20 protein-coding genes and 1 tRNA gene are annotated in these 26091 nt (G+C 52.7%); 16 read left to right on the top strand and 5 right to left on the bottom strand.

Annotation, left to right across the window (positions count from 1 at the left end; genetic code table 11):
• Positions 1–194 precede the first annotated feature (194 nt).
• A tRNA-Arg gene (locus tag AC19YT_RS18895) sits at positions 195–271 on the top strand.
• Positions 272–452: 181 nt separating this feature from the next.
• On the opposite strand, the gene AC19YT_RS18890 is transcribed toward AC19YT_RS18895, so the two are convergent.
• Positions 453–692, bottom strand: coding sequence for a helix-turn-helix domain-containing protein (locus tag AC19YT_RS18890; protein WP_033898926.1), 240 nt, complete (start codon positions 690–692; stop codon positions 453–455).
• Positions 693–838: 146 nt separating this feature from the next.
• Here AC19YT_RS18890 and AC19YT_RS18885 point away from each other — a divergent pair, with 146 nt between their 5' ends.
• The 14 genes from AC19YT_RS18885 (at position 839) to AC19YT_RS18820 (ending at position 16977) form a co-directional block, all read left to right on the top strand.
• Entirely contained in the window at positions 839–1075 is a 237-nt protein-coding gene (locus AC19YT_RS18885) for a hypothetical protein (RefSeq protein WP_147809416.1), read from the top strand.
• Complete coding sequence (locus tag AC19YT_RS18880) at positions 1068–2228, top strand: Arm DNA-binding domain-containing protein (protein WP_500610808.1); 1161 nt, start codon at positions 1068–1070, stop codon at positions 2226–2228. Before AC19YT_RS18885 ends, AC19YT_RS18880 begins: the two co-directional genes overlap by 8 nt.
• 11 nt (positions 2229–2239) lie before the next feature.
• Positions 2240–2524, top strand: coding sequence for a hypothetical protein (locus AC19YT_RS18875; RefSeq protein ID WP_488278925.1), 285 nt, complete (start codon positions 2240–2242; stop codon positions 2522–2524).
• Between the two features lie 268 nt (positions 2525–2792).
• Positions 2793–3074, top strand: coding sequence for a hypothetical protein (locus AC19YT_RS18870; protein WP_102052505.1), 282 nt, complete (start codon positions 2793–2795; stop codon positions 3072–3074).
• Positions 3075–3117: 43 nt separating this feature from the next.
• Entirely contained in the window at positions 3118–3690 is a 573-nt protein-coding gene (locus AC19YT_RS18865; RefSeq protein ID WP_500610807.1) for a restriction endonuclease subunit S, read from the top strand.
• A gap of 3 nt (positions 3691–3693) precedes the next feature.
• Entirely contained in the window at positions 3694–5217 is a 1524-nt protein-coding gene (locus AC19YT_RS18860; protein WP_500610806.1) for a type I restriction-modification system subunit M, read from the top strand.
• Positions 5207–6439 (top strand): restriction endonuclease subunit S, encoded by a 1233-nt coding sequence (locus AC19YT_RS18855; RefSeq protein ID WP_415753944.1) that lies wholly within the window; start codon positions 5207–5209, stop codon positions 6437–6439. Before AC19YT_RS18860 ends, AC19YT_RS18855 begins: the two co-directional genes overlap by 11 nt.
• A gap of 8 nt (positions 6440–6447) precedes the next feature.
• A complete protein-coding gene (locus AC19YT_RS18850) occupies positions 6448–7671 on the top strand; it encodes a DUF6161 domain-containing protein (RefSeq protein WP_500610805.1) in 1224 nt (407 codons plus the stop codon).
• An 11-nt stretch (positions 7672–7682) separates the two neighbouring features.
• Positions 7683–8696 carry a virulence RhuM family protein gene (locus tag AC19YT_RS18845; protein ID WP_500610804.1) on the top strand — a complete coding sequence of 338 codons (1014 nt, stop codon included), beginning with the start codon at positions 7683–7685 and terminating at the stop codon, positions 8694–8696.
• A 36-nt stretch (positions 8697–8732) separates the two neighbouring features.
• Positions 8733–9827 (top strand): PD-(D/E)XK nuclease family protein, encoded by a 1095-nt coding sequence (locus tag AC19YT_RS18840; RefSeq protein ID WP_500610803.1) that lies wholly within the window; start codon positions 8733–8735, stop codon positions 9825–9827.
• An 82-nt stretch (positions 9828–9909) separates the two neighbouring features.
• On the top strand, positions 9910–11445 hold the full coding sequence (locus AC19YT_RS18835) for an AAA family ATPase (protein ID WP_500610802.1): 1536 nt from the start codon (positions 9910–9912) through the stop codon (positions 11443–11445).
• The gene (locus tag AC19YT_RS18830) at positions 11436–12935 is read left to right on the top strand and encodes a vWA domain-containing protein (protein ID WP_500610801.1); all 1500 of its coding nucleotides are present in this window, start codon (positions 11436–11438) and stop codon (positions 12933–12935) included. The genes AC19YT_RS18835 and AC19YT_RS18830 overlap by 10 nt, the downstream gene beginning before the upstream one ends.
• Entirely contained in the window at positions 12932–16207 is a 3276-nt protein-coding gene (locus AC19YT_RS18825) for a type I restriction endonuclease subunit R (protein ID WP_500610800.1), read from the top strand. Before AC19YT_RS18830 ends, AC19YT_RS18825 begins: the two co-directional genes overlap by 4 nt.
• Positions 16204–16977: a M48 family metallopeptidase gene (locus AC19YT_RS18820; RefSeq protein WP_500610799.1), complete on the top strand. Its 774-nt coding sequence runs from the start codon at positions 16204–16206 to the stop codon at positions 16975–16977. The genes AC19YT_RS18825 and AC19YT_RS18820 overlap by 4 nt, the downstream gene beginning before the upstream one ends.
• A gap of 202 nt (positions 16978–17179) precedes the next feature.
• Here the strand turns inward: AC19YT_RS18820 and AC19YT_RS18815 are convergent, their stop codons facing one another.
• The 4 genes from AC19YT_RS18815 to AC19YT_RS18800 all read right to left on the bottom strand — a co-directional run bounded on the left by AC19YT_RS18815 (position 17180) and on the right by AC19YT_RS18800 (position 24952).
• Positions 17180–19420, bottom strand: coding sequence for an NERD domain-containing protein (locus AC19YT_RS18815; RefSeq protein WP_500610798.1), 2241 nt, complete (start codon positions 19418–19420; stop codon positions 17180–17182).
• A gap of 29 nt (positions 19421–19449) precedes the next feature.
• Positions 19450–21867, bottom strand: coding sequence for a helicase-related protein (locus AC19YT_RS18810; protein WP_500610821.1), 2418 nt, complete (start codon positions 21865–21867; stop codon positions 19450–19452).
• Positions 21868–22303: 436 nt separating this feature from the next.
• Entirely contained in the window at positions 22304–24532 is a 2229-nt protein-coding gene (locus AC19YT_RS18805; RefSeq protein ID WP_500610797.1) for a hypothetical protein, read from the bottom strand.
• Between the two features lie 147 nt (positions 24533–24679).
• On the bottom strand, positions 24680–24952 hold the full coding sequence (locus AC19YT_RS18800; protein WP_500610796.1) for a hypothetical protein: 273 nt from the start codon (positions 24950–24952) through the stop codon (positions 24680–24682).
• A 121-nt stretch (positions 24953–25073) separates the two neighbouring features.
• Here AC19YT_RS18800 and AC19YT_RS18795 point away from each other — a divergent pair, with 121 nt between their 5' ends.
• Positions 25074–25946 carry a helix-turn-helix transcriptional regulator gene (locus tag AC19YT_RS18795; protein ID WP_500610795.1) on the top strand — a complete coding sequence of 291 codons (873 nt, stop codon included), beginning with the start codon at positions 25074–25076 and terminating at the stop codon, positions 25944–25946.
• Positions 25947–26091: the final 145 nt, after the last annotated feature.

Genomic DNA, 26091 nt, shown 5'->3' with positions numbered 1-26091 from the left:
TTGAAATCTCAAACGAATCCTAGGTTCAAAGGGGGTAAAGGACAATAGGTTGTTCGAAAAAAAGAACAAAACCCCCTCGCCCTGGCGGCACTTTCAGATCAACGCCCGCCTCCGCCGCCCGACGGGTAAAAAACACCTGTCGATTCAGCAGCATGGACGCCCGCAATGCATATGAGTATCATGGCGCCCGCATTGCACCAGTAGCTCAGCTGGATAGAGTACTGCCCTCCGAAGGCAGGGGTCGTGGGTTCGAATCCCGCCTGGTGCGCCATATAAAACAAGGGCTTAGGTGAAAACCTAGGCCCTTTTGTTTTTCATGTGTCCAAAATGTGTCCATTCTGTGCCCATCCAAATTGGCACTCGGAATGTAGCGACACCATTTTGACCACTGCCCTTATCTGCAGGGCGCTGGTAGACACTAATGGCTTTTATGAGCGGTGACGCGCAAGGCGTCACTCAGCCTCTCCAGGCAACTCAGTTACTCGCTTCAGTAAATCGCCCAGCTCGCACCCCAGATACTCACAGAGCAGATCAATGTGATCAGTCGAGGTGTTATAGCCAGGCGTGTTGGCTATGCGCGACAACGTGGCTCTCGAAATGCCCGTGGCATCACTCACGTCTTGAAGGGTGATTCGCCGCTTTTCTCTGAAGGACTTCTCGTCCAACTGCTGTTTGAACATCACGCGAATCATGGTGGGTGACCTTGCTCAGGTAGATCACTCATTTTGCATTCGACTCAAATTTGAGTCAAAAACAGCTTGAAAGTCTCAAATGACTCGTTATTATCACATTCGAGCCAATAAGCTCATATTTGATTCATTTGAGTCTGGAGAGAGAAATGAGTGAAATTTATCTGACAACAGATGAGCTGTCTCAGCGCATCAAATACGACGCGCGGACCATCCGGAATCGCTTGAAGGATTCAGTGCTGCTGGAAGGCATCCACTACTTCCGCCCTTTTGGCGGTCGGAAAATTCTTTTCATCTGGGAAGCTGTCGAGCGCGACATGGTGAAGTTTTCACGCGGCAATGGCTTCGGCATCCCGATGGCCAATGGCGGTGTTTGCCATGGGTAAGATCGTCGCGCGAAAAGAAACGGGAAACCTGTTCTTTGACTTCCGCTATCTGGGCAAGCGGTGTCGAGAGCAAACCACGCTGGCCGACACGGCAGCCAACCGTAAAAAACTGCAGAAGCTCCTCGAGCGAATCGAGGCCGAGATCACCCTTGGCACCTTTGATTACAACGAGTATTTCCCGTCAGGGAGTCAGGCTCAGGTAATCAGCAGGCTTAAGGCTGGGCGTGGGGATTCGAAAGAACCGATCTTTCGGGACTTCGCCGAACTCTGGTTCGACGAGAAACAGATGGAGTGGCGGCAGAGCCATACCAAAACAGTACGGCTGACACTTGAAAAACACCTGCTGCCTAATTTCGGCAAACAAGAGGTCAGCGCCATCACCAAGGCAGACATCCTGGCTTTCCGCTCGGCACTCGGCAAAGTCCCCGGGCAGAAAGGTCAGAGTCTGTCAGCGACGCGAATCAACCACATCATGACGCCATTGCGCATGATCCTTAATGAGGCGGCTGACCGTTTCGAGTTTACGTCACCCTTCCTCGGCATCAAATCCCTGAAGGTGCCGAAAACGGATGTTGAGCCTTTCACCCTGCAAGAGGTGTTGCAGATCGTAAACGCAGTCAGGGACGACTTTCGCCCGTACTTTACGGTGCGCTTCTTCAGTGGGATGCGCACCGCCGAAATTGACGGTCTGCAGTGGAAATATGTCGATTTTGAACGCCGCCAGATCTTGATCCGAGAAACCTGGGTGGGCGGCAAGCTCGACTACACCAAAAACGACGGCTCTCAGCGTGAGATCGATATGTCCGGCCCTGTTTATGAGGCGCTTAGAGAGCAGCACAAACGCACAGGCAATGAGCAGTTCGTGTTCTGCACCCGCGAGGGCACGCCCCATGAGTACCGAAATATCAGCAACCGCGTGTGGTACCCCCTGCTGCGCAATCTAGGCCTGCGCAAGCGCCGCCCTTATCAGAGTCGGCATACCGCCGCGACACTGTGGCTTGCTGCGGGCGAAAACCCAGAGTGGATTGCCCGGCAAATGGGGCACACAACAACCGAGATGCTGTTCCGCGTTTACTCCCGCTATGTGCCCAACCTTACGCGCCGGGACGGCAGTGCCTTCGACAACCTGATTAAAGCCAACCTGCAAAGCTGAGGACAGAACCGATGAAACTGATCAAACATGGCAACGTCATCAGCCTGGGTACGTCCTTGGAAGTACGCGAGCAACGCTATCTAAAGCATCTGGCATCAGCCTTGAGCCACTACTTGGAAAACCCACAGGGCAGTGAGTTGGTTTTCCGTTTGGGCTCAGGTTACGAGAAAGACAATCGGCAGGCGTTGGATACGTGGGTGAGCTATCACCGCGATGAGATTTTCGCGAAACGGCTAGAAGGTCAAAACCCTCTGGACTACCTGATCAACAAAATCGAGCAGCTTGTCCAGAGCTGAAATAAGCACTCAAGGGGCCGGAAGGCCCCTTTTCTATTGGAGCGAGTGCATTCAGGTAGTGACGCAAAAGGATGAGCCGGGCTAAAGACCATCGACTAAACATGGCCTGTAGAACATCTACTGCACAAAAAGCAGTTGACGAACCTTAAGGATAGGGAGATATTGATCTCGCCATCAGCTCAGTACGTTTTGTACGGAGCAAAAATGAGGTGCGACAGGTGGCAGCCTGTCGCGATTGCAATAACTGACGGTTAGGAGAGCTAAAGCCATGAAACTGTACCAAATCACCTACGACCTGCGTAAGCAGCGTAACTACCAATCCCTGTATGAGCGCATTAAGGCCTATGGCTACTGGTGTCGACCGCTGGAATCCACCTGGGTTATTGCCACAGGTCAGAGTGCCATTCAGGTGAGGGATAACCTCAAAGCTGTCATGGATGCTGATGACGGCTTGCTGGTAACCCGCCTTCAGGGAGACGCTGCATGGTATGGGTTGGCACCCGAGCAAGCCAAATGGCTGCAGAATCAGTACCAGAGCTGCGAAGTCTGAACCACTCTTGCGCCAAGGACGGCGCTTTTACCCAGGGCTATTTATGCCAACCCCATTACTTAAATTGAGCGAACTGGCAGAGGTTCGCTCCGGCTACACCTTTCGCGGTGCGCTGGAGCATGATCCGTCCGGCGATGTTCGTGTGCTGCAGATCAAGGATCTGCGACACAGCGCTGCGATTGAGCCCGATAAGCTGATTGCCATTACCTGGGACGCTCGCACTGCTGCGCCCTTGCTTCAGGCTGGCGACATCGCCGTGATCTCCCGCGGCGACAGCAACAAGGCTGCCCTTTATAACGATGAGGAGCCCGTTGTCGCGACGAGCCAGTTCTTTATTGTCAGCGCAAAAAAACCAACCGTATTACCCGAATACCTTTGCTGGATGATCAATTTGCCGCAAAGCCAACGCAGCCTCGAACGCAGCGGCAGCGGCATCCAGGCCATCAGTAAAGGCGCCTTGCAAGACATGGCGATTCCTCTCCCCCCGCTTGCCACTCAGCAAAAGCTGATCGACCTGCAGCAGCTATGGGATGAAGAAGACCAACTGATCGCGCGCCTACAAACCAACAGAGAGCAAATGCTGCAAGGCATTTACCAGCATCTTATTAAGGATTGACCCATGAGCGACAAAGTAAACCAGGACGACATCAATAAGGCGCTGTGGGCTGCCTGCGACACCTTCCGCGGAACCATCAGCGCGGACACCTATAAAGATTTCATCCTCACCATGCTGTTCCTCAAGTACATCAGTGATGTCTGGCAGGACCACTACGACAACTACAAGAAGGAATACGGCGACGAGCCGGAGCTGATCGAGGAAATGCTCAAGAACGAGCGTTTCGTGTTGTCACGTGATGCCAGCTTCTACGCCCTCTACGAACGTCGCCATGAGCCTGGCAACGGTGAGCGCATTGACCAGGCGCTGCACGCCATCGAAGAAGCCAACGGCACCAAACTCAAGGATGCCGGCAAGAGCGTGTTCCAGGACATCTCCTTCAACACCGATAAGCTGGGTGAGGAGAAGCAGAAGAACACCATCCTGCGCCACCTGCTGGAAAACTTCGCCGGGGCCGAACTCAACCTCAAGCCGTCCCGCGTCGGCAGCCTGGACGTAATCGGTAACGCCTACGAGTACCTGATCAAGAACTTCGCCGCCAGCGGCGGACAGAAGGCTGGTGAGTTCTACACCCCACCGGAAGTCTCCGAATTGATCGCCGAACTGCTCGACCCGCAACCGGGCGACACCATCTGCGACCCGGCCTGCGGCTCGGCCTCGTTGCTGATGAAGTGCGGGCGCAAGGTGCGCGAACACCACAACAGCAAGCAATACGCCCTCTATGGGCAAGAAGCCATCGGCTCCACCTGGTCGCTGGCCAAGATGAACATGTTTCTCCACGGCGAAGACAACCACAAGATCGAGTGGGGCGACACCCTGCGCAACCCCAAGCTGCTCGACCAGAATGGCCAGCTGCTGAAATTCGATATCGTCACTGCCAACCCGCCGTTCTCACTGGACAAATGGGGCCATGAAGAAGCCGAACACGATCAGTTTGGGCGCTTCAAGCGCGGGATCCCGCCGAAAACCAAGGGTGACTTCGCCTTTATCCTGCATATGATCGAAACCCTGAAAGCCAAGACCGGTCGCATGGCGGTGATCGTGCCTCACGGCGTGCTGTTCCGCGGCTCCAGCGAAGGCAAGATTCGTCAGCAACTGATTGAGGAGAATCTCCTGGACGCAGTAATCGGTCTGCCGGAAAAGCTGTTCTACGGTACCGGCATCCCCGCTACGATCCTGGTTTTCAGCAAAGCCAAGACTGATGAAAACGTGTTGTTTATCGATGCCAGCCGAGACTTCAAGGCTGGCAAAAACCAGAACATCCTGGGTGATGAGCAAATCAACAATGTCCTGGTCACCTACCGTCACCGCATCAACTCGGATAAATACAGCCATCGCGCCAGCCTGCAGGAAATCCGCGATAACGATTACAACCTGAATATTCCGCGCTATGTGGATACCTTCGAGGAAGAAGAAGAAATCAATCTATTGGCGGTGCGTACTGAGCGCGAACAACTAAAAATGAAACTGGCCAAGCTGGAAGTACAGATGGATGGATACTTAAAGGAATTGGGTTATGGTGCGTAGCATTCAATTAAGCAACCTACCCACTGGCTGGAAACATGATTACCTCGACAGATTTACTGTGCGCGGCAGTGGCCATACTCCTGACAAAGAGGAACCCAGCTATTGGAATGGTGGAATTAAATGGGTTTCGCTTACCGACTCATTTAATCTAGACAAAGGTTTTATCTTTGAGACGGATAAGGAAATATCCGAAGAGGGAATTAAAAACTCTTCTGCAGTTCTTCATCCGGCTGGCACCGTGATCCTTTCTCGTGATGCTGGTGTTGGCAAGAGCGCTGTTCTGGCTAGCCCAATGGCGGTAAGTCAGCACTTTATGGCATGGCGCTGTGATAATAGCGAAAAAATGAATAGCTGGTTTCTATATAACTGGCTCCAAGTTATGAAACCAGAGTTTGAGCGCCAAGCGGTGGGTTCCACAATAAAAACTATTGGGCTTCCCTATTTCAAAAAATTAAAAATTGCTACTCCGCCTTACCCTGAACAAGAAAAAATTGCCAGCATACTATCCACGTGGGACCTGGCCGTTATTAATGTCGAGAAGCTATTGAATAATAGCCGACAAAAGAAAAGGGCTCTAATACAACAACTACTTACGGGGAAGAAGCGTCTTCCTGGATTTGATAGTAAATGGAGTGTTTTTTCTCTTGAGGAGATATTTGAATTCAGAAAAGGAAAAGGTCTTTCTAAGGAAGTGCTCTCTGAGAGCGGAGAAAAGTGCGTTCTATATGGGGAGCTATATACAAAATACGGAGAGGTGATTTCTAGGGTTTTTAGCAAGACCTTTGCGCAAGAGGGATTTATATCAAGATCTGGAGATATTCTGATACCATCATCAACAACTACTAGCGGTATTGATCTGGCAAACGCCACTGCAATATTAGAAGATGACGTCTTGTTAGGTGGCGATATAAATGTATTGAGGCCAATAAAGGAAATCGACTCATGCTTTATGGCTCATTTGTTAACGCACATCAAGAAACATGAAATTGCATCAAAGGCGCAAGGGATAACTATTATACATCTCTACGCCAAGGATCTAAGAAAAATCAATGTTTACATTCCTACTGATGTGAGCGAACAGAATAAAATATCTTCAATATTAGCTACCGTAGATGATGAAATTCAAAAGCTTCAAGCCAAACTTACCTGCCTGAAACAAGAGAAAAAAGCTCTAATGCAGCAACTGCTCACCGGCAAGCGCAGGGTCACTGTGGATGCCTAGGAGGCTACGTGAAGGATCGCACCATTAGTTTTCAACTGACCGACTGCACGGGGCATGCCGCGAACTTTCAAAGCTTGCGCTCCTTGCTGGCTTTCTTTGAGGCAGAAGCCAGCTTTTGGAAGGAGCGTAAACAGATCGTCCAGACCGAGAGAAGCATTACCAACCATACGCATCTACATGCAGGTGAAGTGTTCGCCCAAGCGATTAATACGATAAAGGATTGGAAGGAAAACATAGACGCTTGGACGGACGACGATCTAAGCCGTCAACTGCAGCAGCTTCAGCAAAGCTATTTTCAGCGATTACAGCGAGACTGGCTTTGGAGTGGCCACCCTTTTGTGGAGCCATTTGTGCAATGCCTCAAAGAACATGGTGAAACTACGGGCAGTGCCTTCTTAGATTTTTCGATTCGAAATTCAGTACAAAGTATTTCTAATATCGAGCATTTCAAAGGTTATATGTATGCCTACGAATTTGCCAACCAAGATTCTCAGATAACAAAGCGGCGCAATGGCGAAAAAGTATCGCTCGGACATCTACGAACACAGTTCGCTGAAGCCAAAGATATGTTGTTTGCTGAAGTGGACGAGCTGAAAACCAGCATTGAAGACTGGGACATACAGAACAGAGCAGAGAGCAGCAGGCTTGTACGGGTACAAAAAGCCTTAGGCCGCCGCAAGATAAAAACACAGTCCAATGCATTTGAACGGCAACTAACCGAGTGGACTGAAAAAGTTTCAATCCTTGAGAAAACCTACGAGGAGAAGCTGAAGCTGAAAAAGCCTGCAGAATACTGGGCTAAATCGGCGCGTAGGTATGGGATACAAGGTGGGCTTTGGACGCTGGCTATTGTCGCGTTAGTTGTCGTCGCCGCCATTAATTTTCAAGAAATCTTTGTTACCTGGTTACAAGGTCGCGAGACCCCCGTGCAGCTCAACACGATCCAGGGCGTAATTCTCTATGGCTCCATTGCCGGTGTGTACGCCTTTTTATTGAGGGTGCTGTCGAGGCTGGCTTTTAGCTCGTTCCACTTGATGCGCGATGCTGAAGAGCGTGAGCAGCTGACCTACCTGTATTTGTCGCTCACTAACGAAGCAGAGATCGACAAGGAATCGCGGGATATTGTCTTGCAGGCCTTGTTTAGCCGCAGCGAAACCGGCTTGCTGGCTCAGGAGCACGGACCAACCATGCCCGGAGCATCTGAAATGCTGCGCTCAACGCTAAAGAGGTAGGGGCCAAGAACATGGATGCTAATGACCTGATTCTTTACACCAGTGACGACGGTGAAGCTCAACTGATACTGCGTGTACTGGATGGCCAAGTATGGCTAACGCAACTGGAAATGGCCGAGCTGTACCAGACCAGCAAGCAGAACATCAGCTTGCATGTGCAGAACGTCCTCGCTGAGGGCGAGCTGGTAGAGGAGGCAACCGTCAAGGAAAACTTGACAGTTCAATCTGAGGGCTCGCGCCAAGTCAGGCGCAATCTAGCGTACTACGCCCTGCCGATGATCATTGCCGTGGGCTACCGCGTGCGCTCGACCCGTGGCACCCAGTTCCGTCAGTGGGCCACTCGCACCTTGGGTGAGTACCTGCAGAAGGGCTTCGTAATGGACGACGCCCGGTTGAAGGAACCGCGCTGGGACTACTTCGATGAGCTGCTCAAGCGCATCCGTGACATACGGGCCTCGGAGAAGCGCTTCTACCAGAAGGTGCGTGACCTCTTCACCCTGGCCGAGGATTACCGCGCCAATGAGCAGGACACCGCCCGCTTGTTTGCCGAAGTACAGAACAAGCTGTTCTTCGCCGTTACTGGCCATACCGCCGCCGAGCTGATCGTGCGCCGTGCCGATGCCGACGCGCCGAACATGAACCTGCTCAGCTTCAAGAGCGATCGGGTACGCAAGGCTGATGTAGTCGTGGCCAAGAACTACCTGAATGCCGAGGAGCTGGACCAGCTCAATCGCCTGGTCAGCATGTTCCTCGATTTCGCCGAACTGCGTGCTGAGCAGCGCCAGCATCTGCAGCTCGCAGACTGGCGTCAGTACATCGACAGCTTTATGGCCTTCAACGAGCAACCGCTGCTGCGCACCGCCGGCAGCATCAGTCATGAGCAGATGAAGCAGGTTGCGCACGAGCGTTACGAGACGTTCGACCAACACCGCCGCAGCGCCGAAGCGCTGGCAGCGGACACGCAAGAGCTGGCAGCCTTGGAGCGTTTGGAAAAGCAGCTGAGTGCAAAGAAGAAATCCAAGTGACCGGACTACCCGCTTACTCGATCAGGGAGTTACACCATGGAGTTGGAACAACTGCGCGCACTGCTGGCGAAGGCCGAGCGCTTTTATCAGCCTGAACGGGAGCCGAGTATTTTTGCCCTGGGTGGGCGCGGCTACTACGAAAACCCCACTACAGATCTGCTGGCGTTCTTTCTCAATCCAGCGCAGGTGCATGGACTGGAAGAGTGCTTCCTCACTGCGCTACTGAATTGCCTGCCCAACACCTCAACGCTGACGCCTAGTTTGCGAGCGGCGCCCCAGCGCGAGGTGGTCACCCATAACAGCAACCGAATCGACCTGGTGCTCCCCGGTGATGGATGGGATCTGCTCTTGGAAAACAAGATTTTCCACGGACAAGTTAACCCCTTTGCCGACTATGAAACCTTCGCTCAGCGCGAACTAAACGACGGTGAGCGCCCGCTGGTTTATGCCGTGCTCTCCCCATCAGGCAAAAGCGTGCGGGCTACATGGCATGGCCTGAGTTATGCGCAATTTATTGAAGCCGCACGTCAGCAACTGGCCCAGCGCATGCTGACTCATCCTGTAGATAAGTGGCAGGTGTTTGCCCGCGACTTCCTGCTGCATCTGGAAAACATCACTGTGGAGAAGGCCATGGACGCCAAAGCCGTCAACTTCGTTATCGAACACTTGCATGAAATCAACAAGCTGACGCGCCTCAAGGACCAGGTCATCGATGCCCTCGACGCTAAGGTGCTCGACAAACTCGATGCCGAGGTGCCCGGCTATGCGCGTTATACCCGGCGGCACAATTGGAAGAATGGCCCCGCCCTGCGTTATGCCTCTGACAACTGGAAAACGTGGTCCGACGTTGTGCTCTACCTGAGCGGTGCGAACAGCACGATGAAACCCTCGGTACGGGTATACCTGTGTGATGTCGATGAGGCGCTGCAAGAGCAGGGCCGGAAGCTCTTCACGGGTAACGAAACCAAGGTATGGAGTGAGGGGAAGAACAACAGCATCCTGGGTTTTAGCTGGGTGCTGGATCACTTTGATGAAGAGGAAGTGCTTGGCCTGATCGTTGAGAAAATGAAGCTGTTAATGACTTTCGAAAACGAGTTACGTACGCAGGTCGGTCAGCATACTGAGGCTTGATTACATTGCCCGCTAGGTTAGCTGGCGGGATTGGACCATGTGGTAGCCATGAGGGCTGCCGAGTGATTGCAAGGAGTTGGGTGTGGGTTTGCAAAAGCGTATCGGGGATTTGGTTGCCAGCGTAAGCGAGGGCATGTTTGAGCGTGAAGAGATCATCGCGGTATCTCTGCTAGGAGCACTCTGCGGGCAGAATACTTTTCTGTACGGGCCGCCCGGCACGGCCAAGAGTTTGATTTCTCGCCGTATAGCCTGCGCCTTTGAGCAGCCGACCTACTTCGAGTACCTGATGAATCGCTTCAGCACGCCTGAAGAGGTGTTTGGCCCTGTGTCCATCAAGGCGCTGAAAGAAGATCACTACATTCGCAAAACAGATAATTACCTGCCCAAGGCCGAGTTCGCCTTCCTCGATGAAATCTGGAAGTCCAGCCCCGCTATTTTGAATACCCTGCTGACGCTGATTAACGAGCATGTGTTCCGTAATGGCGAAGCCATTGAGAAAGCCCCGCTCAAGGCCCTGATTGCTGCATCCAACGAAACACCAGATGCCAATCAAGGCCTGGAGGCCTTGTTCGACCGCTTTATTGTGAGGCTGATGGTGGGGCCCATTCGTGAAGCCCAGCACTTCGATAAGCTACTCAATAGCAAACCGACCGAAGCCAAAATCGACATACCCTCGGCTCTTCAGGTGAAGTCCAGTGAATGGGCTGAATGGATGGCGCAATCGCATCAGGTCAAGCTGTCTGCAGAGACGCTAACCATCATTCACTTGATTCGCGAGCAACTAGAGCAGCAATACGAAACGCTCAAGGTTTATGTCTCTGACCGACGCTGGCAGCGTGCCGCGATGCTCATGAAGGCAGCAGCCTTCTTTAATGACCGAAAGGAAACCAACCACAGTGACGCCTTGCTGCTGCAGCACTGCCTGTGGACGCATGAAGAGAATCGTCAGGCTGTCTGGGATATCGTTGCGGAAGCGGTAAAGGCCTGTGGATTTGATAGCGGTATAGATTTAGCTGCGCTTGATAAAGAGAAAGAGGCGCTAGATAAAGAAATTCATAAAGAGCTTTTTTATTCAGTCGACGTATATGATTCAGTGAGAATCGAAGATAAAGAATTTTTCCGCTGCACCGGAAAATTTAAAGCCGATGGAGGTTATTACAATAACTATGAAGAGCCCTTTGATATATACATATCAAAGGAAAAGCTAAAATCAAAAGACACCTTTCATCCTGTAGATGAGCGCGGGAATGAAAACGACGAAATTGAGTGTTCCTTTGATGGTCAAGGCACTTGTCAGCTCGACTATATATCCCGCAGCATAAATTACAAAACAATAAACTTTACTCCGAAAGTCTTGTTTCATAAGGGCGACAAGAAAAAAGATATCAATAGCCGGTTGATTGCTTCGTTGTCAGAGTCGGTTGGCGAGGTTAGAAAACAATTGAATTTGACTCTAAAGGGTGTAGAAAGAAGGGCTAAAAATCTTGAAGGTTCATTTACGTCACCTTTTGTTCCGCCCGAGAAAAGCACCATAGCTATTTCGGGAATAATGTCTCAAATAGACGGCTTACAGTTGCGGATCAAAGACTGCGAGCGACTGGAAACACTATGCAGCTAGATTCACTGGCTAGTGCTGCTAGTAATATCGACGACAGTTTTCGGGAAAACTACTCGTCTTTATTAAGGAATTCTGATTCGGTTGCAAGTCATGTTGCCGAGCGAATTCGTCTGTGGCAGTTGGCCTCTGCTGAAGAGCTAAAAGCCGAGTTTCCCTTTACGCAATATGAGCAGCAGCTATCGGACTGGCAAACCCGGAACCAGTCTCCCCCTGTTTCGAGTGCAGAACTGGCTGCAGCTGTTGCGGACTATGTTGCGCTGTGCCGAGCCGCCAAACTGCCGGACAATCAGTCTTTTTGGCAGCGTGAGCTGGCAGCAGCGACGGCCTCTCAGACTGTTGAGAAAAAAGTTCAGGTCGATAGCGCTGTGAGCGCCCGCCTTTTGCGAGATGAATGGCAAAAGGCACTGGATAAGGCGCGGGCAGAGTGGGAGCTTGAGCGTATATCCATGTTGCGCCGGCAGTTCATGGAGGAGCTCGAAGCATTTCTGCAGTTACTGCAACAGCTTCACCAACAGTTGGAAATGCTGGGGTTGGACCCAGGTATGTTCCTTGACCTCTCCAAAGGTAATTTGTCCGCACAAGAGATCGAGCGCTTTAAACGTTGGGCCACATACTTGGCCAATGATCCGGGTGTTCGGTCGCTCTGTGATTTGCTGGGCAAGCTACGCCAGCTGGAGTTATCCGAGCGTATCGAGCGAGCCCAGGTGCGTTATACGCAAGACATTGAGTTACCGGATATCAATTCGCGAGAAGAGATCATCGGCATTCGCCTAGGGCGTGACATCGAGCATGTGCTGCCCAGCGAGTTGGCACTACTGGCTGACCCCGAAACGTCCATTCTTTTCGACCTCAAGTACGTCGAGTCACGCCTGATGTGTTTTGACATGCAGGGCATTCAGCGCGTGCAGCAACATCACCAAAAGGAAGAGCTGCGTAGCGTTGAAGAGGCGGCAAAGCAGGGCCCAATGGTGATCTGTATCGACACCAGCGGTTCTATGAGCGGTATGCCTGAGACGGTTGCCAAAGCCGTGGCGCTCTTCATTGCAGGTAAGGCCAGGCAGCAGAAACGAGCATGCTATTTGATTAACTTTTCCACCGGCATCAAAACCCTGGATCTTGGCGACGACTTTGGCATGGAGGCATTGATCAAGTTTTTGGGTATGTCCTTTCATGGCGGTACGGATGCTATCCCGGCATTGGATCATGCGTTGGGCGTGATGCAGAGTGAGGCCTATGAATGTGCTGATCTACTGATGATTTCAGACTTCATCATGGCTAGCTTGCCGGGGCAGCTACGCCAGCAAATTGAGCGGCAGCGTACTCAGGGCAACCGCTTCTACTCCCTGGTTGTGGGCAATTGCTTTATGACTCAACGTTTAACCAGCCTTTTTGATCATGAATGGGTCTATGACCCGCACAGCAGCCAGATTCATGAACTGATTGGTTTTCAGCGAAAATTGGATGGCCGCCCGGAGAATCACAGCGCATGACACCAACACCGAAGTTTCAGGAGGAGTACAGCGCAAAGCTTCCTGCTCTGGCGCTGTTATGCAACCTCGGCTGGGAGTTCATGTCACCCGAGCAGGCTCTGGTCGCGAGGGCTGGTAAGAGCGATGAAGTGGTGTTGCGTGATGTGCTACGTGAGCAGCTGAGTAAGCGGCGCTTCCTGTTTGGAGGCGGTGAATATCCGCTTTCCGCAAAGGCTATCGATAACCTGATCAGTGAAGTGTGCAGCCCGGCGCTCAATGAAGGGCTTCAGGCGGCCAATGAGCGGCTTTACAACCATTTGCTGTACGGCATCTCGGTAACTGAGTTCGTGGATGGCAAAAAAGCCAACCCGACCGTGGCATTGATCGACTGGCATAACCCCGCCAATAACAGCTTTATCTTCACTGAAGAATTTCGCGTACTGCGCAGTGGCGGTGTGGAAGCCCGCAGGCCGGACATTGTGTGCTTCGTTAACGGCATCCCGCTGGTGGTGATCGAGGCCAAGCGTCCCGACAGCAACGCGCTGAAAGGCCCGACTATAGACGAAGGTGTTTCACAGAGTCTGCGCAACCAGCGCCACGATGAAATCCCACGGCTTTTCGCTTACAGCCAACTGTTGCTGTCGATCAACGGCAGCGATGGGCGCTACGCCACCTGCGGCACACCTGCGAAATTCTGGGCAGCTTGGCGCGAGGAAGATATCGCCACCGCTGAGTCGTATGTGCTGAAGAATCGCAAACTGAGTGCCGAACAAAAAATCTCTATTTTTCGCCATCGTCCAGCGGCAGATTTGCATTGGTACGAAACCCTGATTGCCGGTGGCGAGTTAGCGTTAACCGGTCAGGATCAGCTGCTTATCAGCCTGCTTTCCCCTGCCCGTCTGCTGGAGATGACCCGCTACTTCACGCTGTTCGATAAGAAGGCCGGCAAGATCGTCGCCCGCTATCAGCAGGTTTTCGGTATCAAGCGACTGATCGAGCGGATTGGTCACAAGCGCAAGGATGGCGGCCGTGAGGGCGGAGTAATCTGGCATACAACCGGCTCGGGCAAATCCTTCACTATGGTTTTTCTGAGCAAGGCGCTGATCCTGCATGACTCTCTCAAGCAGTGCCGCATTGTGGTGGTCACTGATCGGGTTGATCTGGAGAGCCAGCTGAGCAAGACGTTTGCCTCGGGTGGTGAGCTGGCCGGCAAGAAGGACCGAGAGGCGGCTATGGCCACTTCCGGGACGCGCTTGGCTGAGCAAATCGGCAAGGGTAATGAGCGCATCATTTTTTCGTTGATCCAGAAGTTCAACAGCGCCACTAAGCTGCCTCAGTGCGCGAACACCAGCGCCGACATCATCGTACTGATCGATGAAGGCCACCGCAGCCAGGGAGGTGAAAACCATATCCGCATGAAGCAGGCGCTGCCCAATGCGGCCTTTGTCGCGTTCACCGGCACGCCTCTACTCAAAGATGACAAGACGACGAATAAGTTTGGTCCAATCGTGCATGCCTACACCATGCAACGTGCGGTGGAAGATCAGGCGGTGACGCCACTGCTCTATGAGGAGCGCATTCCCGATCTGGATGTGAATGAGCGTGCTATCGATAGCTGGTTTGAGCGCATCACCGAAGGGCTTAACGAGCAGCAGAAGGCCGATCTCAAACGCAAGTTCGCCAAGAAAGGCCAGATATACAGCGCTGATGACCGTATTCGTCTGATTGCTCTGGATATCGCCAACCACTTCGTGAAGAACATCGACGAGGGTCTCAAAGGCCAGCTGGCCTGTGACAGTAAGGCCTCGGCAATCAAGTACAAACAGTATCTGGATGAGGCGGGGTTGTTTGAAAGCGCCGTGGTGATGAGCCCGCCGGATAGCCGTGAGGGCAACACCGATGTGGATGAAGCGGCCTCACCTGAGGTAACCCAATGGTGGAAGAAAAACGTTGGCAGCACCGATGAGCAGGCTTACACCAAGCAGCTCATCGAGCGCTTCGACAAGGATGATTCGCTCAAGTTGTTGATCGTGGTGGACAAGCTGCTGACGGGTTTCGATGAACCGAAAAACACCGTGCTCTACATCGACAAGCCGCTCAAGGAACACAACCTGATTCAGGCCATTGCTCGGGTAAACCGCCTGCATCCGCTAAAGAAATTCGGCCTGCTTATCGACTACCGCGGCATCCTGTCCGAGCTGGATACCACCATTCAGAAGTATCAGGATCTGGCTTCGCGCACCCAGGGCGGCTATGACATCAATGACATCGCTGGCCTCTACAACCAGATGAGTAGCGAGTACAAACGGCTACCTCAGCTGCACAAAGACCTCTGGGCGATTTTTTCCGATGTGAAAAACAAAGGGGATATCGAGCAGCTGCGCCAGGTACTTGTGCCCAAGATGCAGGAACGTGACCGCGAGTTGGTGGATGTGAACCTCAAGGTGCGCGATGACTTCTACGAGGCCCTAACCGAGTTCGCCAGCTGCCTGAAAGTTGCTTTGCAGTCTGCGTCCTTCTTTGAAGACACCAGTTTCAGCGATACCGATCGCGCTAACTACAAGGAAACCCTCAAGCAGTTCTCCAGCTTGCGCCAACTGGCCAAGCAGGATGCCGGTGAAACGGTGAACTATGACCAGTACGCCGAACAGGTGCGCAAGCTACTGGATAAGCACGTAGTGGGCGTGGAGGTGAAAGACCCAGGCGGTGTTTATGAAGTCGGCAAGATGGGGCAGCAGAAGCCCGAGCAGTGGAGTGAAGACAAGACGCGCAACGAAACCGACATCATCAAGACCCGCGTGAGCAAGATGATCGAGCAGGAGTTGCGTGATGACCCCTATGCTCAGGAAGCATTCTCCAAACTGCTGCGCCAGGCCATCGAAGAGGCGGCAAAGCTGTTTGATCATCCGCTCAAGCAGTACCTGCTATTCCACGAATTTGAGCAGCAGGTGCAGGCCCGTAAGCTTGATGAGCTGCCTGATGTTTTTGCGGGTAACCGGCATGCCCAGGCGTACTTCGGTATTTTCAAGAAAAGCCTTCCTGACGCCCTCACTTCAGCTGATGAGCAGGTACAGGAACACTGGGTAAAACTGGCTTTCAGCCTGGATGAGATGGTCATGACCTCCGTGGCTGAGCATTCAATCAACCCGCAAAATATCGAAAGCGATATCCGTAAGAAGCTACTGCCGTTGCTCTTCAAGGAATGTAAAGCGGTGGGCGCTGGTATGGATCAGGCGAAAGCCATGGTTGAGTGGGTGGTGCAAATCACGCGAGTAGGCTTGTCCGGCGTATGAGCGTACCCATCGTCATAAGTGCTCCTTCTCCCTCCGCAGTATCGAACTGGCTGAGCTTTCACTACGCCGATGAGTTGATACAGGTTGAGCGAAGGCAAAAGACACGCGAGGTTTCACGCATTCTGATCAAGGTTGATCCCGACTGCCGCGTGCGCGTCAGTGCGCCGGACGGCGCTAGCGATGAACAAGTATTGGCCGCGCTGAAGCGACGCGGGCGCTGGATCTATGAGCAGCTTCGAGAGTTTCGTGCGCAGCTCACGCATGTCCGCCCACGGCAGTACATCAGCGGGGAAAGTCACTACTACCTAGGCAAGCAGTATGTGCTCAAGGTTATCGAAGCGCCTGATGAGCTACAGCAGGTGCGTTTGTTGCGAGGCAAGCTGGAAGTGTCTGTCCGGGTGAAGTCGGCAGAGAAGATTCGCGAGCTCCTGCACACTTGGTACAAAGCCCGCGCCCGTGAGGTGTTTGATCGACGCCTAGAGGCCGTCCTGCAGCAAGCCCTTTGGGTTGCTGCCAAACCACCACTGCGCATTCTCAGTATGCAAACGCAGTGGGGCAGTTGCTCCCCTGCCGGCCGCATCACGCTCAATCCTCATTTGGTTAAGGCATCCCGCGAATGCATCGACTATGTGATCTTGCATGAGCTTTGCCACATCGCCGAACACAACCACAGCGAGCGATTCTACCGGCTTATGCAGCAGGTGATGCCGCAATGGGAAAAGACCAAAAAGCGACTGGATGGTATGGCGGCTGCTTTGCTGAATGGCTAATGATTTCTGGGGTTTGGTAAGAGTGCCTTCCCCGATGGTGGCCAAGCCTTCCGCAATTTAGAACGGCTCAAAAGCTACCAATTCGATAGCAGCCTTGAAGCCGAGTGTTGGGGGCCAAAAACTCAGTGATTTAGACCCTATAAAATCCAATCAACTTTCCCCGGTTTAGAAATATGCAAGGTATCCAAACTTACGAAGCTTACTAGGTATGAGCAGTTTCCCAGTCAGCCAAAAAAGCTTCCGTCAGGCGATGCTTGGTCTTGTACTCATCGACGATCCCGGCTGATTTCAACCTGCTAAAGGTCGCATTCATCGAGGCTTTATTGGTTTTGTTGCCCGGTATACGCCTGGTTCTCAACGCATCGGTAACCCATTGGCTGCGAATGCGGGGCCGTTGATCGTTCAACATATCCATAACCAAGAACGTCATGTAGCCTTTGCTGATGGCCCATTTTTTGGCAAACGCGTCGGGTAAATCTTTGGTCTGCTGGGCAGTGATGTCCAGACCAAACCATGCAACGTAGTCATCAGCATGGAACGCAGTGCCTTCGTGCAGCAGCTTCGCTACTTTGGCTTTTAGGCCATCATTAAGCGCAGGGTGAGTGACTTGCTGTATCGCACGCTCAAGATCGCCCCCTGCCTGCTTCAATAGGCCGGGCTGTAGGCCATCCAGTAATGAAGTCCAAAGCGCATACAAGTCTGCAAAAGCAGACCAGCCCTGCTCGATAACGCCTGGAAATTTGTATCGAAGATCACCCACTCGACGATCTTCGGCTGGCAGGGAACTCATGCCGACCAAGGTAGCCCGAGCGCCATCCACTAGGATGTTGAGCGGGGTTATGTTCCGATGGGTGAACCCCAGTCTGTGTAGATAGCCAAGCCCCGCGAGTAATTGCTCCAGCCAGTACCGGAACTCCTCGGCACTGATAGACGCTTGGTCAAACAGCGTCTCACCACTCGCCCATGCTCGGCTGATGAAGTAAGCATCGCTGTTAGGGATTCGAGCAAGATCGAATACTCGCTCCAGTGCGGGATGATAAATCTGAGAGAGCCGATGATATTGATCAGCCACAAGCCCCCAAACTTCATCTGCATCGTCGTAAATCTGAACCGCGCAATCGAAGCGTCCTGCGACATGACGAGATCGCCAGATGCTTGAGAAAGCATCCTCATCGACCTGCTCGACCAATTCATAACGATTGTCGAGAACTGCTCCTGGCTCAGCCTCAAAAGGAGCGCCTGATGGCGCAAGTGCAGTTGAAGCTCGCTCGCTCATAAGGTTCGCTATCAACTGTGATAGGCGCTCTGAGGTCTCCTGCCCTTCTGCATCGTTGCTTCCGGAGATTTCCCAATGAAGCGTGTCGACCAAGGGTTTAAACAGCGAGGTGATGAGGTCGATATCGTCGCCAGCGCTATGGTTGTTCAGGACATCGATAAAGCAAACCTCACCCGCATCAGTGAGATAGATTGAATTCACGGAAACCCTGCCCAGGGTGGCTCCACGGCGATGGATGCCTTGGATTGCTGTTAAGGCAGAAATCAGCGTTGACCTGGCTGACTCCTCGGAATGCTTCGAGAGATCAACCAGAGAGAGCGGTTTGCCCTTGGGCATGCTGATTGGCAGCACCATCAGCTCACCGTCATCAATCAGCGGCGCGCTGTAGGTCACGCCGGTTAAGCCAGCCAACTCTTGTAGTAACCGAAACTCGTCACGCAATTGCGCTTGAAGCTGATCACGCCGCTCCTGGCTCTCGCAATTGGGGCGATTCACGATTTTCAGCATCCACTTGGAGTTCCAGTTCTCCAAGCGATACTCAGCCATCCATAGCTCAAGGCCATTCTGATCCAGCAGGCACTGTGTTTTTTGGTACTGTTGGAATCGATTGTTTTCGGCTATCTGCTGACGCAATTGCCCTAGAGTGGCGAGGACAAGCTCGCGCTGAGCATCGATCAGCTCGTAGGCTTTTGTGGCTGTCAGCCCCTCAGCGCTGGTCAACGCCTTGGTGATCCCATCTGGCGTCCACACTTGTAGGGAGGGCTCATCTTTAATGAGCGAGATGCTATGACCTCTATCGCCGGTCACAAGCACAACACCCTGACACCAAGGCGCGTACAAACCTATTCCTGCCCGATTACGAATTCGGCCCGCAAGCACACGGGAGTTCTGGTTAGCCTTACGCAAAGCGTTATCAACAGGGCGACCATCAAGTAGCCAAACATCCTTCCCCGCTTCTAGCGTCCCGCTGTAGCCCTTCACGTCGATCAAATACACGCCCCAGTCACCGACGACGACGGCATCAATTTCCATTGCCTGACCGGTTTCTGTCAGTAGCTCGATGTTAGTCAGCAGCCAATAGTGATCTGGAAGGGCGGTTTTCAACAGAGAAAATACCCACTCTTCTGCTGCGTTTACTGCTTTGGCGAAGGGGACGTGCTTTGCCATGACTTACTCTTTATCCTGAGTTGTAGGGCTCAACTTAGCTGCGTCCAGCCTGCGGCAGCCCAGTCCAAATTCTCGGGTATCAGGTAGCGGTTACTGGCATCGGCCAGTCGCTGGTTAGCCGTTTCTTCTGCAACCTTGAACAGCCCTTTGGAGGCTTCAGCGTCGGGGATAAGGCTGCTGTGTTCGGCAGGGCTCAGGAGCCATTGGCTGGCCTTTGCAGAGTTCAGTTTGGCTTTGCCACCGCTAACCTGAATGGCAACAAATTCCTGGCGCATACGTTTGCCCTGGGGGCCTTGCCAGCGCAGCATTGCGCCAAGCAGAGCACCCTCTTCTAGTTCTGGTGTTTTTAGCATTGCAGCCAGACCGCCAAAATCGTGCTCGCAGGCTTTACCCAGCAGGTACTGCATCAGCTTGGAGTTGAGGTCGAGCATGTGGGTGTCAGGTCGACTTGCCGCCAGCTCACGATGCAAGGTTACTTCCATGCGCAGTGAGCCTTTGAGTGAAAGTCCCATATCACGAACCACATGTTCGGATAATCGTATACGGAGTAGCTGTTCTTTATGGCTGCGCTCAACAACTTCAACGCCCAATTGATCGAACATTCCCAGAACGAAGCTGTAGAGATGGTCTGTGGTGATTTTTAGCTCACCGTGCAGCTCATTTGGGTCGCTGGTAGCAGCGTGGGCAAACAGTTCGCGTTGTTTAGACGCAGCCGTGCGTGCCTGCTTTAACGCCTCATCGATACGCTCACGGGTTCTGTCGATACCGAGTTTTGTAGCTTGTTGCAGGATCTCTTCCACATCGATCAACTCGGCCAGTTGACCGAGGATTTCGTCTTTCAGGCCATCATTGAATTCGTGCTGCTGAACCTCGGCCAGATCAGTTACCACGCTGTCAATTCGTTCATACATTAGGTCGACGATATTCTGATCCAGGCTGTCTGTTTGCTGGATGTTGAACACGACCACCTTCTTCTTCTGTCCATAGCGATACAGGCGGCCAATGCGCTGTACGAGACGCATGGGGTTCCAGGGCAAGTCATAGTTGACCATGATGTGGCACTTGCTCTGAAGGTTGATGCCTTCCCCCCCTGCCTCAGTCGAAATCAGAAAACGCCCTTGTTCTTCAAAGCGCTTGATGGCTTCACGCCGTTCGGCATGCTGCATGGATCCATTGATTAACTCGACCTGATCACTGCCATAGTGCTCTGCTAGGGCATCCCGCAGATAGTTTTGAGTAGTGCGATATTCGGTAAAAATCAGCACTTTCTCATCGGCATTGGTTGCGTGAATCTTGCCGATGATTTCTTCGATAAACAGCTTCAGCTTAAGGTCATTCGCCTTTAGTGCGGCGGCCTCAGCAATCATGTCTTTCAGCAGCTGGACCTCGCCCGCAAAGAACTCGCGTGCATCGCTGGTGAACTGTTCTTCCCATTCACCCAGGTAGCGCTCATCGCTGGGCTCGTCTGCGGAAGTACCATTTGCTTGATCGTCGAGCAGGCGCTGGAGGCGATTACACAAGGCCCGGTGAATGGCCGCTGCGCTGGAGGCGGCCAGTTTGCGGTAAACCGTCATGACGAACCCAATGGCGTTGCCTTTACGGCCTAGCGATTCACCAGCGGCATAGCCTTTGCGCAGATAGTCCTGAAGCGTTTTATCGAACTCGACAGACTCTAGGCTGCTGGGCACCTGCAAAGCTTTGGTGATCTTACCTTGGAAGATGAAGTTCCCTTCTGCGTCGGTTACGTCGGCTTTGTGGTTACGAAATACCATGTCGTCCAGAATTTCTGGTTTCAGGTTGAGCGCCATCAGTTCGGTATGGCGTTCAGGGCGAAGCAGCTCTAGAAGTGCCACGAACTTGTCCTGCATGCCTTGGTGAGGAGTCGCACTCAGCAACAGCATGTGTTCGGTTTGACTGCGAAGTTTTTTCGCCAAGTCATAGCGCTCCGAACTATCCAGCTTTTGCCCGTACTGGCGGCGGCTGAGTCGATGCGCTTCGTCAAAAATCACCAGATCCCAAGGCTCGGCTTGGAGCAGGCTTTCCAGATGACCTTCTTGCTTGAGTCGATCCATGGAGCCTATTACGAATTTATACATGCTCCATTCACGTGGCTCATCAATAAAGAAGTCTTCTCCATAGATCAGAAACTTATCGAGCTTAAATTTATAGTAAAGCTCTTCTTTCCACTGTTTTGTTAGGCCAGCTGGCGTGATCAGCAGGATGCGTTTGACTAGATCTCGTTGCCGCAGTGCATGCAGCAGCATACCGGTCTCAATGGTCTTGCCGAGTCCTACATCGTCCGCAATCAGCCAGTTGTAGTTGCCGGATCCGAGAATACGATGCACCAAATTAATCTGGTGAGGCAGTGGCTCAATATCTAGGTGAGACAGGGCGCCGGTATTCTCATTCCACACTTTGATGGCATGGGCCAGCATGCGCAGGCGCATACGCTCTGCATCGTGTGCTTCGGTTTTACTGGCGGTGACAAAGCGATGTTTAACGCCCTTTACCTGACGCAGGTATTGATAGGGCAGCCAATGGCGTTCACAGCGCTCAGGAAAGTCGACCAATACTTGTTCGCTACCTGCCAAGGTACGCTGCTGCATGATGACGCCCTGGCCTAGTGAGCGAACACCGCTACCAGGGGTTTCGTCGACTACGTCCATGCCATTTTGAAAGCCCGAGCGCACGGCAGATGCATCGACATAGCCCAGCTTCTTCTCTGGGCTAAACCAGTGAACCTGAAGCTGATCTTCGGCCTCTTTAGCAATGGCCATTTTGACGATGCCCCGGCGCTCACTCTGGCCGCTGGGCAATGCTTGGCTGACCCAGCAACCTGGAACATGGGTAAGTCTGAGGGGCTTCATGGGCTAGTCCTTTATCCTACGGCTCAATGTTTGGTGAGGGTTGGTCGGTATGTTGTGTGTGCAAGGAAGATGCGAGCGACGCTGCTGACCATTGAGGCGGTACTTCATCAACATCATCGTCAATGCTCTGTTCCTCGGACTCAATGTCGCTAGGCATTTCAGCGTCTTCAGGCTGTTTCTTCGAGCGATTTTCGGCATTGACCGACGGCGTTTCTACTACTGGCGGCTTGTCACTGAAGTAGCAACCAGGCTCCTGAGGGTGTTTGGTTTGAAATACGCCATAGGCCCTAAGAATCTCGGTTTTCTCGTACTCCAGCGAGTCGCACAGACCCAGGTCGCTGTACTCCTCGGCAGGCAGTTCGTGAGGGTCGCAGAAGTCAAAGGTCTGATTGGCAGGTAAGCAACCTTCTAGGTTGGCAAAACGGAACCACAGATACCTGCCAAAGGCTTTAAATGCGCGACGCAAGACAATGTTCTCGTACCAAGATGTAAAGAGGTTTTCGAGGAAGACCTCGATTTCCTCCACCTGAGGCAGAGATTCAAAAGAGCGGACGATCAGCAAGGCTGTCGGCCATGACAGTACGTAGTGGGAAAGGCGGCTACTGCCGGTTTTATCAAACGCGATCCAGTAGATATCGTTTTCAGACCAGATCACTTTGATATGAGCAGCCAGGATTAACTCGTCAGGGGTGAGCCCTTTATCGATTTCTCTCTCAAGGGCTAAGCGAGTCTGTCCCCAGCCACTCATGATGAAAATTTGTTGGATCAGAGGCAGTGTGCTGAGTGGCCAGTTGGCCTTTCCGATCAGCTCAGCGGCTTTCTGAAGTGCACGGTCTTCGCGAGATATTTTGCCTGTAAGCCAATCTTCGGGTTCGGGAATGGAAGCTTCCTCACCGTCAAAGATTTCATCTGGGTCAAAGGCGTATGCCGCATAGTCGTCATCCAGGTCACGGAAGTCGTTGACATCATTCTGGTTGCCGTCTTCCTGCTCAGTCCCAAGCTCGTAAATCGACAAATCCTGTAAGTCATGATCGAAGTCGATGGGGTCTTCAGGATCTTCAAGCCCCAATTGCAGCTGAGGTGAAACCGGGATATTTAGTTCTAGATCACTCAGCGCGAGGTCTTCAGCATCCTCGTCCTCATCATTTTCGTCAGATATTTGATCGTGAGGTTGAGGTTCAGAAGCAGGAACCTCCGGGGTTGACGATGTCGCTGCTGAATCGTCTGGATTTAATAGTGATTCATCAGAACTCGATGGCTCTTCATCGCCCAAACCTGTTGGCTGGACAGAGATTATTGTGCGCCCCGATTTGTTGAATATCTTGACCTTGGCTAACCCTTCTTCCGCCTCTGCCTCCTTTCGTGGATGGGCAAGCTTGAGAATGGTTTTCGCGAAGGGCTGGGCGTTCTCATCCCCAGCCGAATGCTCATCGGAGGAGTCGTTTATAGCAGCCGTAGCATTATCAGGCGCGTCACTGGCTTTGGGCTCATCGTGGAGTGTTGAGGCTTCAGATGGCGTTGATTCTGATTGGCCCTCCCACCAGCCGTCAGTTTTCAAAGAGGGGTATTGAGAAGCCGTGTTCTGAATGAAGGTTAGCGAATCATCGGCGGTCGCGGTCAACGCGTTGTTGGTCGGAGTTGATGGGCTTTCCAGGGTAGTCAGATGCTCGGCTGAGTCATTGAGGAATGCCAGGTCACTGTCTGTTGGCAGGTGGTCTGTCGACTCTTCAGGCTCAATCTCGACAAAGGCCTGCTGTTGGCGTTTCAAAAGGAGAGCCCGCTGCATGGCCTTTGCCCCATCTATGGGGCGGCGTTGCAGCATGTACACACGGCTGAGCAGATTCAGGAAATCAGGCTCTTCAACCGTTTCAATGGCTTCTAGGAGAAGCGACTCGGCAGCCTGCAATTTGCTAGACGCGACCAGTTCGTTGACGTCTTTGATGAGCAGTTCTTTGCTGCGTTGCTTGCTCTTGATCGAGAGCATCTGCGGGGCGCGATGTTTTTTGAAATGAAGAATCAGTTCAAGCCTGCGCTGGATATCATCCGCTGACTGATGGCTTTTCAGGAATTCGGTAAGGAGTGTTCTGGCTGTGGCGTGCTGCCCCTGAGTCAGCAGAAGCGAAATAGCTTGGAGCAAGCCTTCCGAGGAGTGGCCTTTCAGGCACGAACGGATCTTCGTCTCCAGCTCGTTTGGATCCGATGCAGCGTAGCTCCACAGTTCGTCTAACAGCGATTCCCAATCCATTTCTATACCGACTCCGTGACGACACAGCCCATCTCTGCGCAAATCTTGGCGCGAAGGGTTAGCACTGCCTCATAGGGTTGTGGCCTGTGTCGTCCGTCACATTATCCAGACCGACCTTGTGGGTAAAGGCAAACAGCCATCAGAGCGTTAATTTCTTGTCTGGCTGGCCAGGGTGTACTCGTTTGACTCAATGCGCTTTGAGAGCTGTAGCAACTGAGCCTCGTGTACTCGAAGCATGGCTTTCAGCTCTGCGTTTTCATGCTCTAGCCCAATGATCGTGCGGCGGCGCAACTCGCTTATTTGAGTCTGGCCGGCGAGCAGAGCGTGAATGGCCAGATTTTTTTGCTGCATGATCAGGCAAATCAATCCAGAAACTGCGAGGGCGAGAATAACTAGCTCTCCATAAACCCACGGCTCCATGTGGTCTCCCGTGAAATTTTCGCAGATCGAATTGAACTGCCAGCAACACCTTATGTAAGGTTTAACGACATAGAAATATTGGTTACATGAACAGGTAAACTTTCCGAGCAGGATGCCCCGTATGAAACGCAAGCAATCCATAGCCAGTGTTCGTTGGGATCTGGCACTACGGTACCGATTGATTGAGACCATCGCGTTGTGGGAAGGACGCTTGACCACGGGGCATTTGATGCAGAGCTTCGGTATCAGTCGGCAACAAGCTTCGAAAGATATCAACAGCTATCTGGCTGACTACGCGCCCGGCAACTTGGACTACGACAAGCACATCAAAGGCTATGTACCCAATCGCCGATTCAGCCCGCTATTCATTGATGACAGCGCCAGTGCCTATTTGCATTTACTGAACCAAAACAGCGAGCGGGCACCACATATCGAAGGCTTAGCGCTGGCTTACGCGCATACCGAAGTGCTGAATGTGCCTGATCGCTCGGTTAGGCCCGAAGTCCTACGCCCGCTTTTGCGTGCCTGTCGCGAGGGGTTACGTCTTGAGTGCGACTACGTTTCTTTGGCCAATCCTGTAGCCGAAACACGCCTGATCGCACCGCATACCCTGGTTTACACGGGTATGCGCTGGCACGTGCGGGCTTACTGCGAAAAGAACCGCGACTACCGAGATTTTGTCTTGAGTCGATTCAGGGGTGAGCTGGACGTGCTTGGTGAGTCGGACCAAGTCCGCGATGCTGACGACGGTTGGAATCGTGAGGTCGAGGTGGTGATTGAGCCCGACCCTCGGCTAAAACCCGACCAACGCAGCATCATCGAGGTAGACTTTGGGATGCAGGCCGGACAGCTGAAAGTGGCGACTCGCGGGGCGCTGGTGCAGTACGTGCTACAGCGCTACCAGATTGATCCGCATAAAGTGCAGACCAAGGCCAGCGCCCAGCAGATTGTGGTCAGCAACCTCGATGAGCTATCCATCTGGCTTTACTCATAGAGGCGAGGGCGTTATTCCGCTGGGCCGTAAGCAATCCGGTCAAGCAACCAAAATATGTCACCCATGGTTGTTGCGAGCAATCCTGCATCAATTGAGCTGATCATCCACTTAGGGCACCTCCCGGTCATTGTGGGTGACAACCATA

The organism is Pseudomonas sp. MF08875, assembly GCF_059862525.1.
Note: the sequence above shows the minus strand (reverse complement) of the source record. Positions and strands in the feature narration are given on the sequence as shown.

Coding starts and splice junctions, on each gene's coding strand:
- AC19YT_RS18855 (WP_415753944.1), top strand. CDS start 5,207: ATGGTGCGTAGCATTCAATTAAGCAACCTACCCACTGGCTGGAAACAT.
- AC19YT_RS18825 (WP_500610800.1), top strand. CDS start 12,932: ATGACACCAACACCGAAGTTTCAGGAGGAGTACAGCGCAAAGCTTCCT.
- AC19YT_RS18865 (WP_500610807.1), top strand. CDS start 3,118: ATGCCAACCCCATTACTTAAATTGAGCGAACTGGCAGAGGTTCGCTCC.
- AC19YT_RS18840 (WP_500610803.1), top strand. CDS start 8,733: ATGGAGTTGGAACAACTGCGCGCACTGCTGGCGAAGGCCGAGCGCTTT.
- AC19YT_RS18870 (WP_102052505.1), top strand. CDS start 2,793: ATGAAACTGTACCAAATCACCTACGACCTGCGTAAGCAGCGTAACTAC.
- AC19YT_RS18890 (WP_033898926.1), bottom strand. CDS start 692: ATGATTCGCGTGATGTTCAAACAGCAGTTGGACGAGAAGTCCTTCAGA.
- AC19YT_RS18885 (WP_147809416.1), top strand. CDS start 839: ATGAGTGAAATTTATCTGACAACAGATGAGCTGTCTCAGCGCATCAAA.
- AC19YT_RS18875 (WP_488278925.1), top strand. CDS start 2,240: ATGAAACTGATCAAACATGGCAACGTCATCAGCCTGGGTACGTCCTTG.
- AC19YT_RS18815 (WP_500610798.1), bottom strand. CDS start 19,420: ATGGCAAAGCACGTCCCCTTCGCCAAAGCAGTAAACGCAGCAGAAGAG.
- AC19YT_RS18880 (WP_500610808.1), top strand. CDS start 1,068: ATGGGTAAGATCGTCGCGCGAAAAGAAACGGGAAACCTGTTCTTTGAC.
- AC19YT_RS18845 (WP_500610804.1), top strand. CDS start 7,683: ATGGATGCTAATGACCTGATTCTTTACACCAGTGACGACGGTGAAGCT.
- AC19YT_RS18805 (WP_500610797.1), bottom strand. CDS start 24,532: ATGGATTGGGAATCGCTGTTAGACGAACTGTGGAGCTACGCTGCATCG.
- AC19YT_RS18810 (WP_500610821.1), bottom strand. CDS start 21,867: ATGCGCCTGCGCATGCTGGCCCATGCCATCAAAGTGTGGAATGAGAAT.
- AC19YT_RS18795 (WP_500610795.1), top strand. CDS start 25,074: ATGAAACGCAAGCAATCCATAGCCAGTGTTCGTTGGGATCTGGCACTA.
- AC19YT_RS18800 (WP_500610796.1), bottom strand. CDS start 24,952: ATGGAGCCGTGGGTTTATGGAGAGCTAGTTATTCTCGCCCTCGCAGTT.
- AC19YT_RS18820 (WP_500610799.1), top strand. CDS start 16,204: ATGAGCGTACCCATCGTCATAAGTGCTCCTTCTCCCTCCGCAGTATCG.
- AC19YT_RS18830 (WP_500610801.1), top strand. CDS start 11,436: ATGCAGCTAGATTCACTGGCTAGTGCTGCTAGTAATATCGACGACAGT.
- AC19YT_RS18860 (WP_500610806.1), top strand. CDS start 3,694: ATGAGCGACAAAGTAAACCAGGACGACATCAATAAGGCGCTGTGGGCT.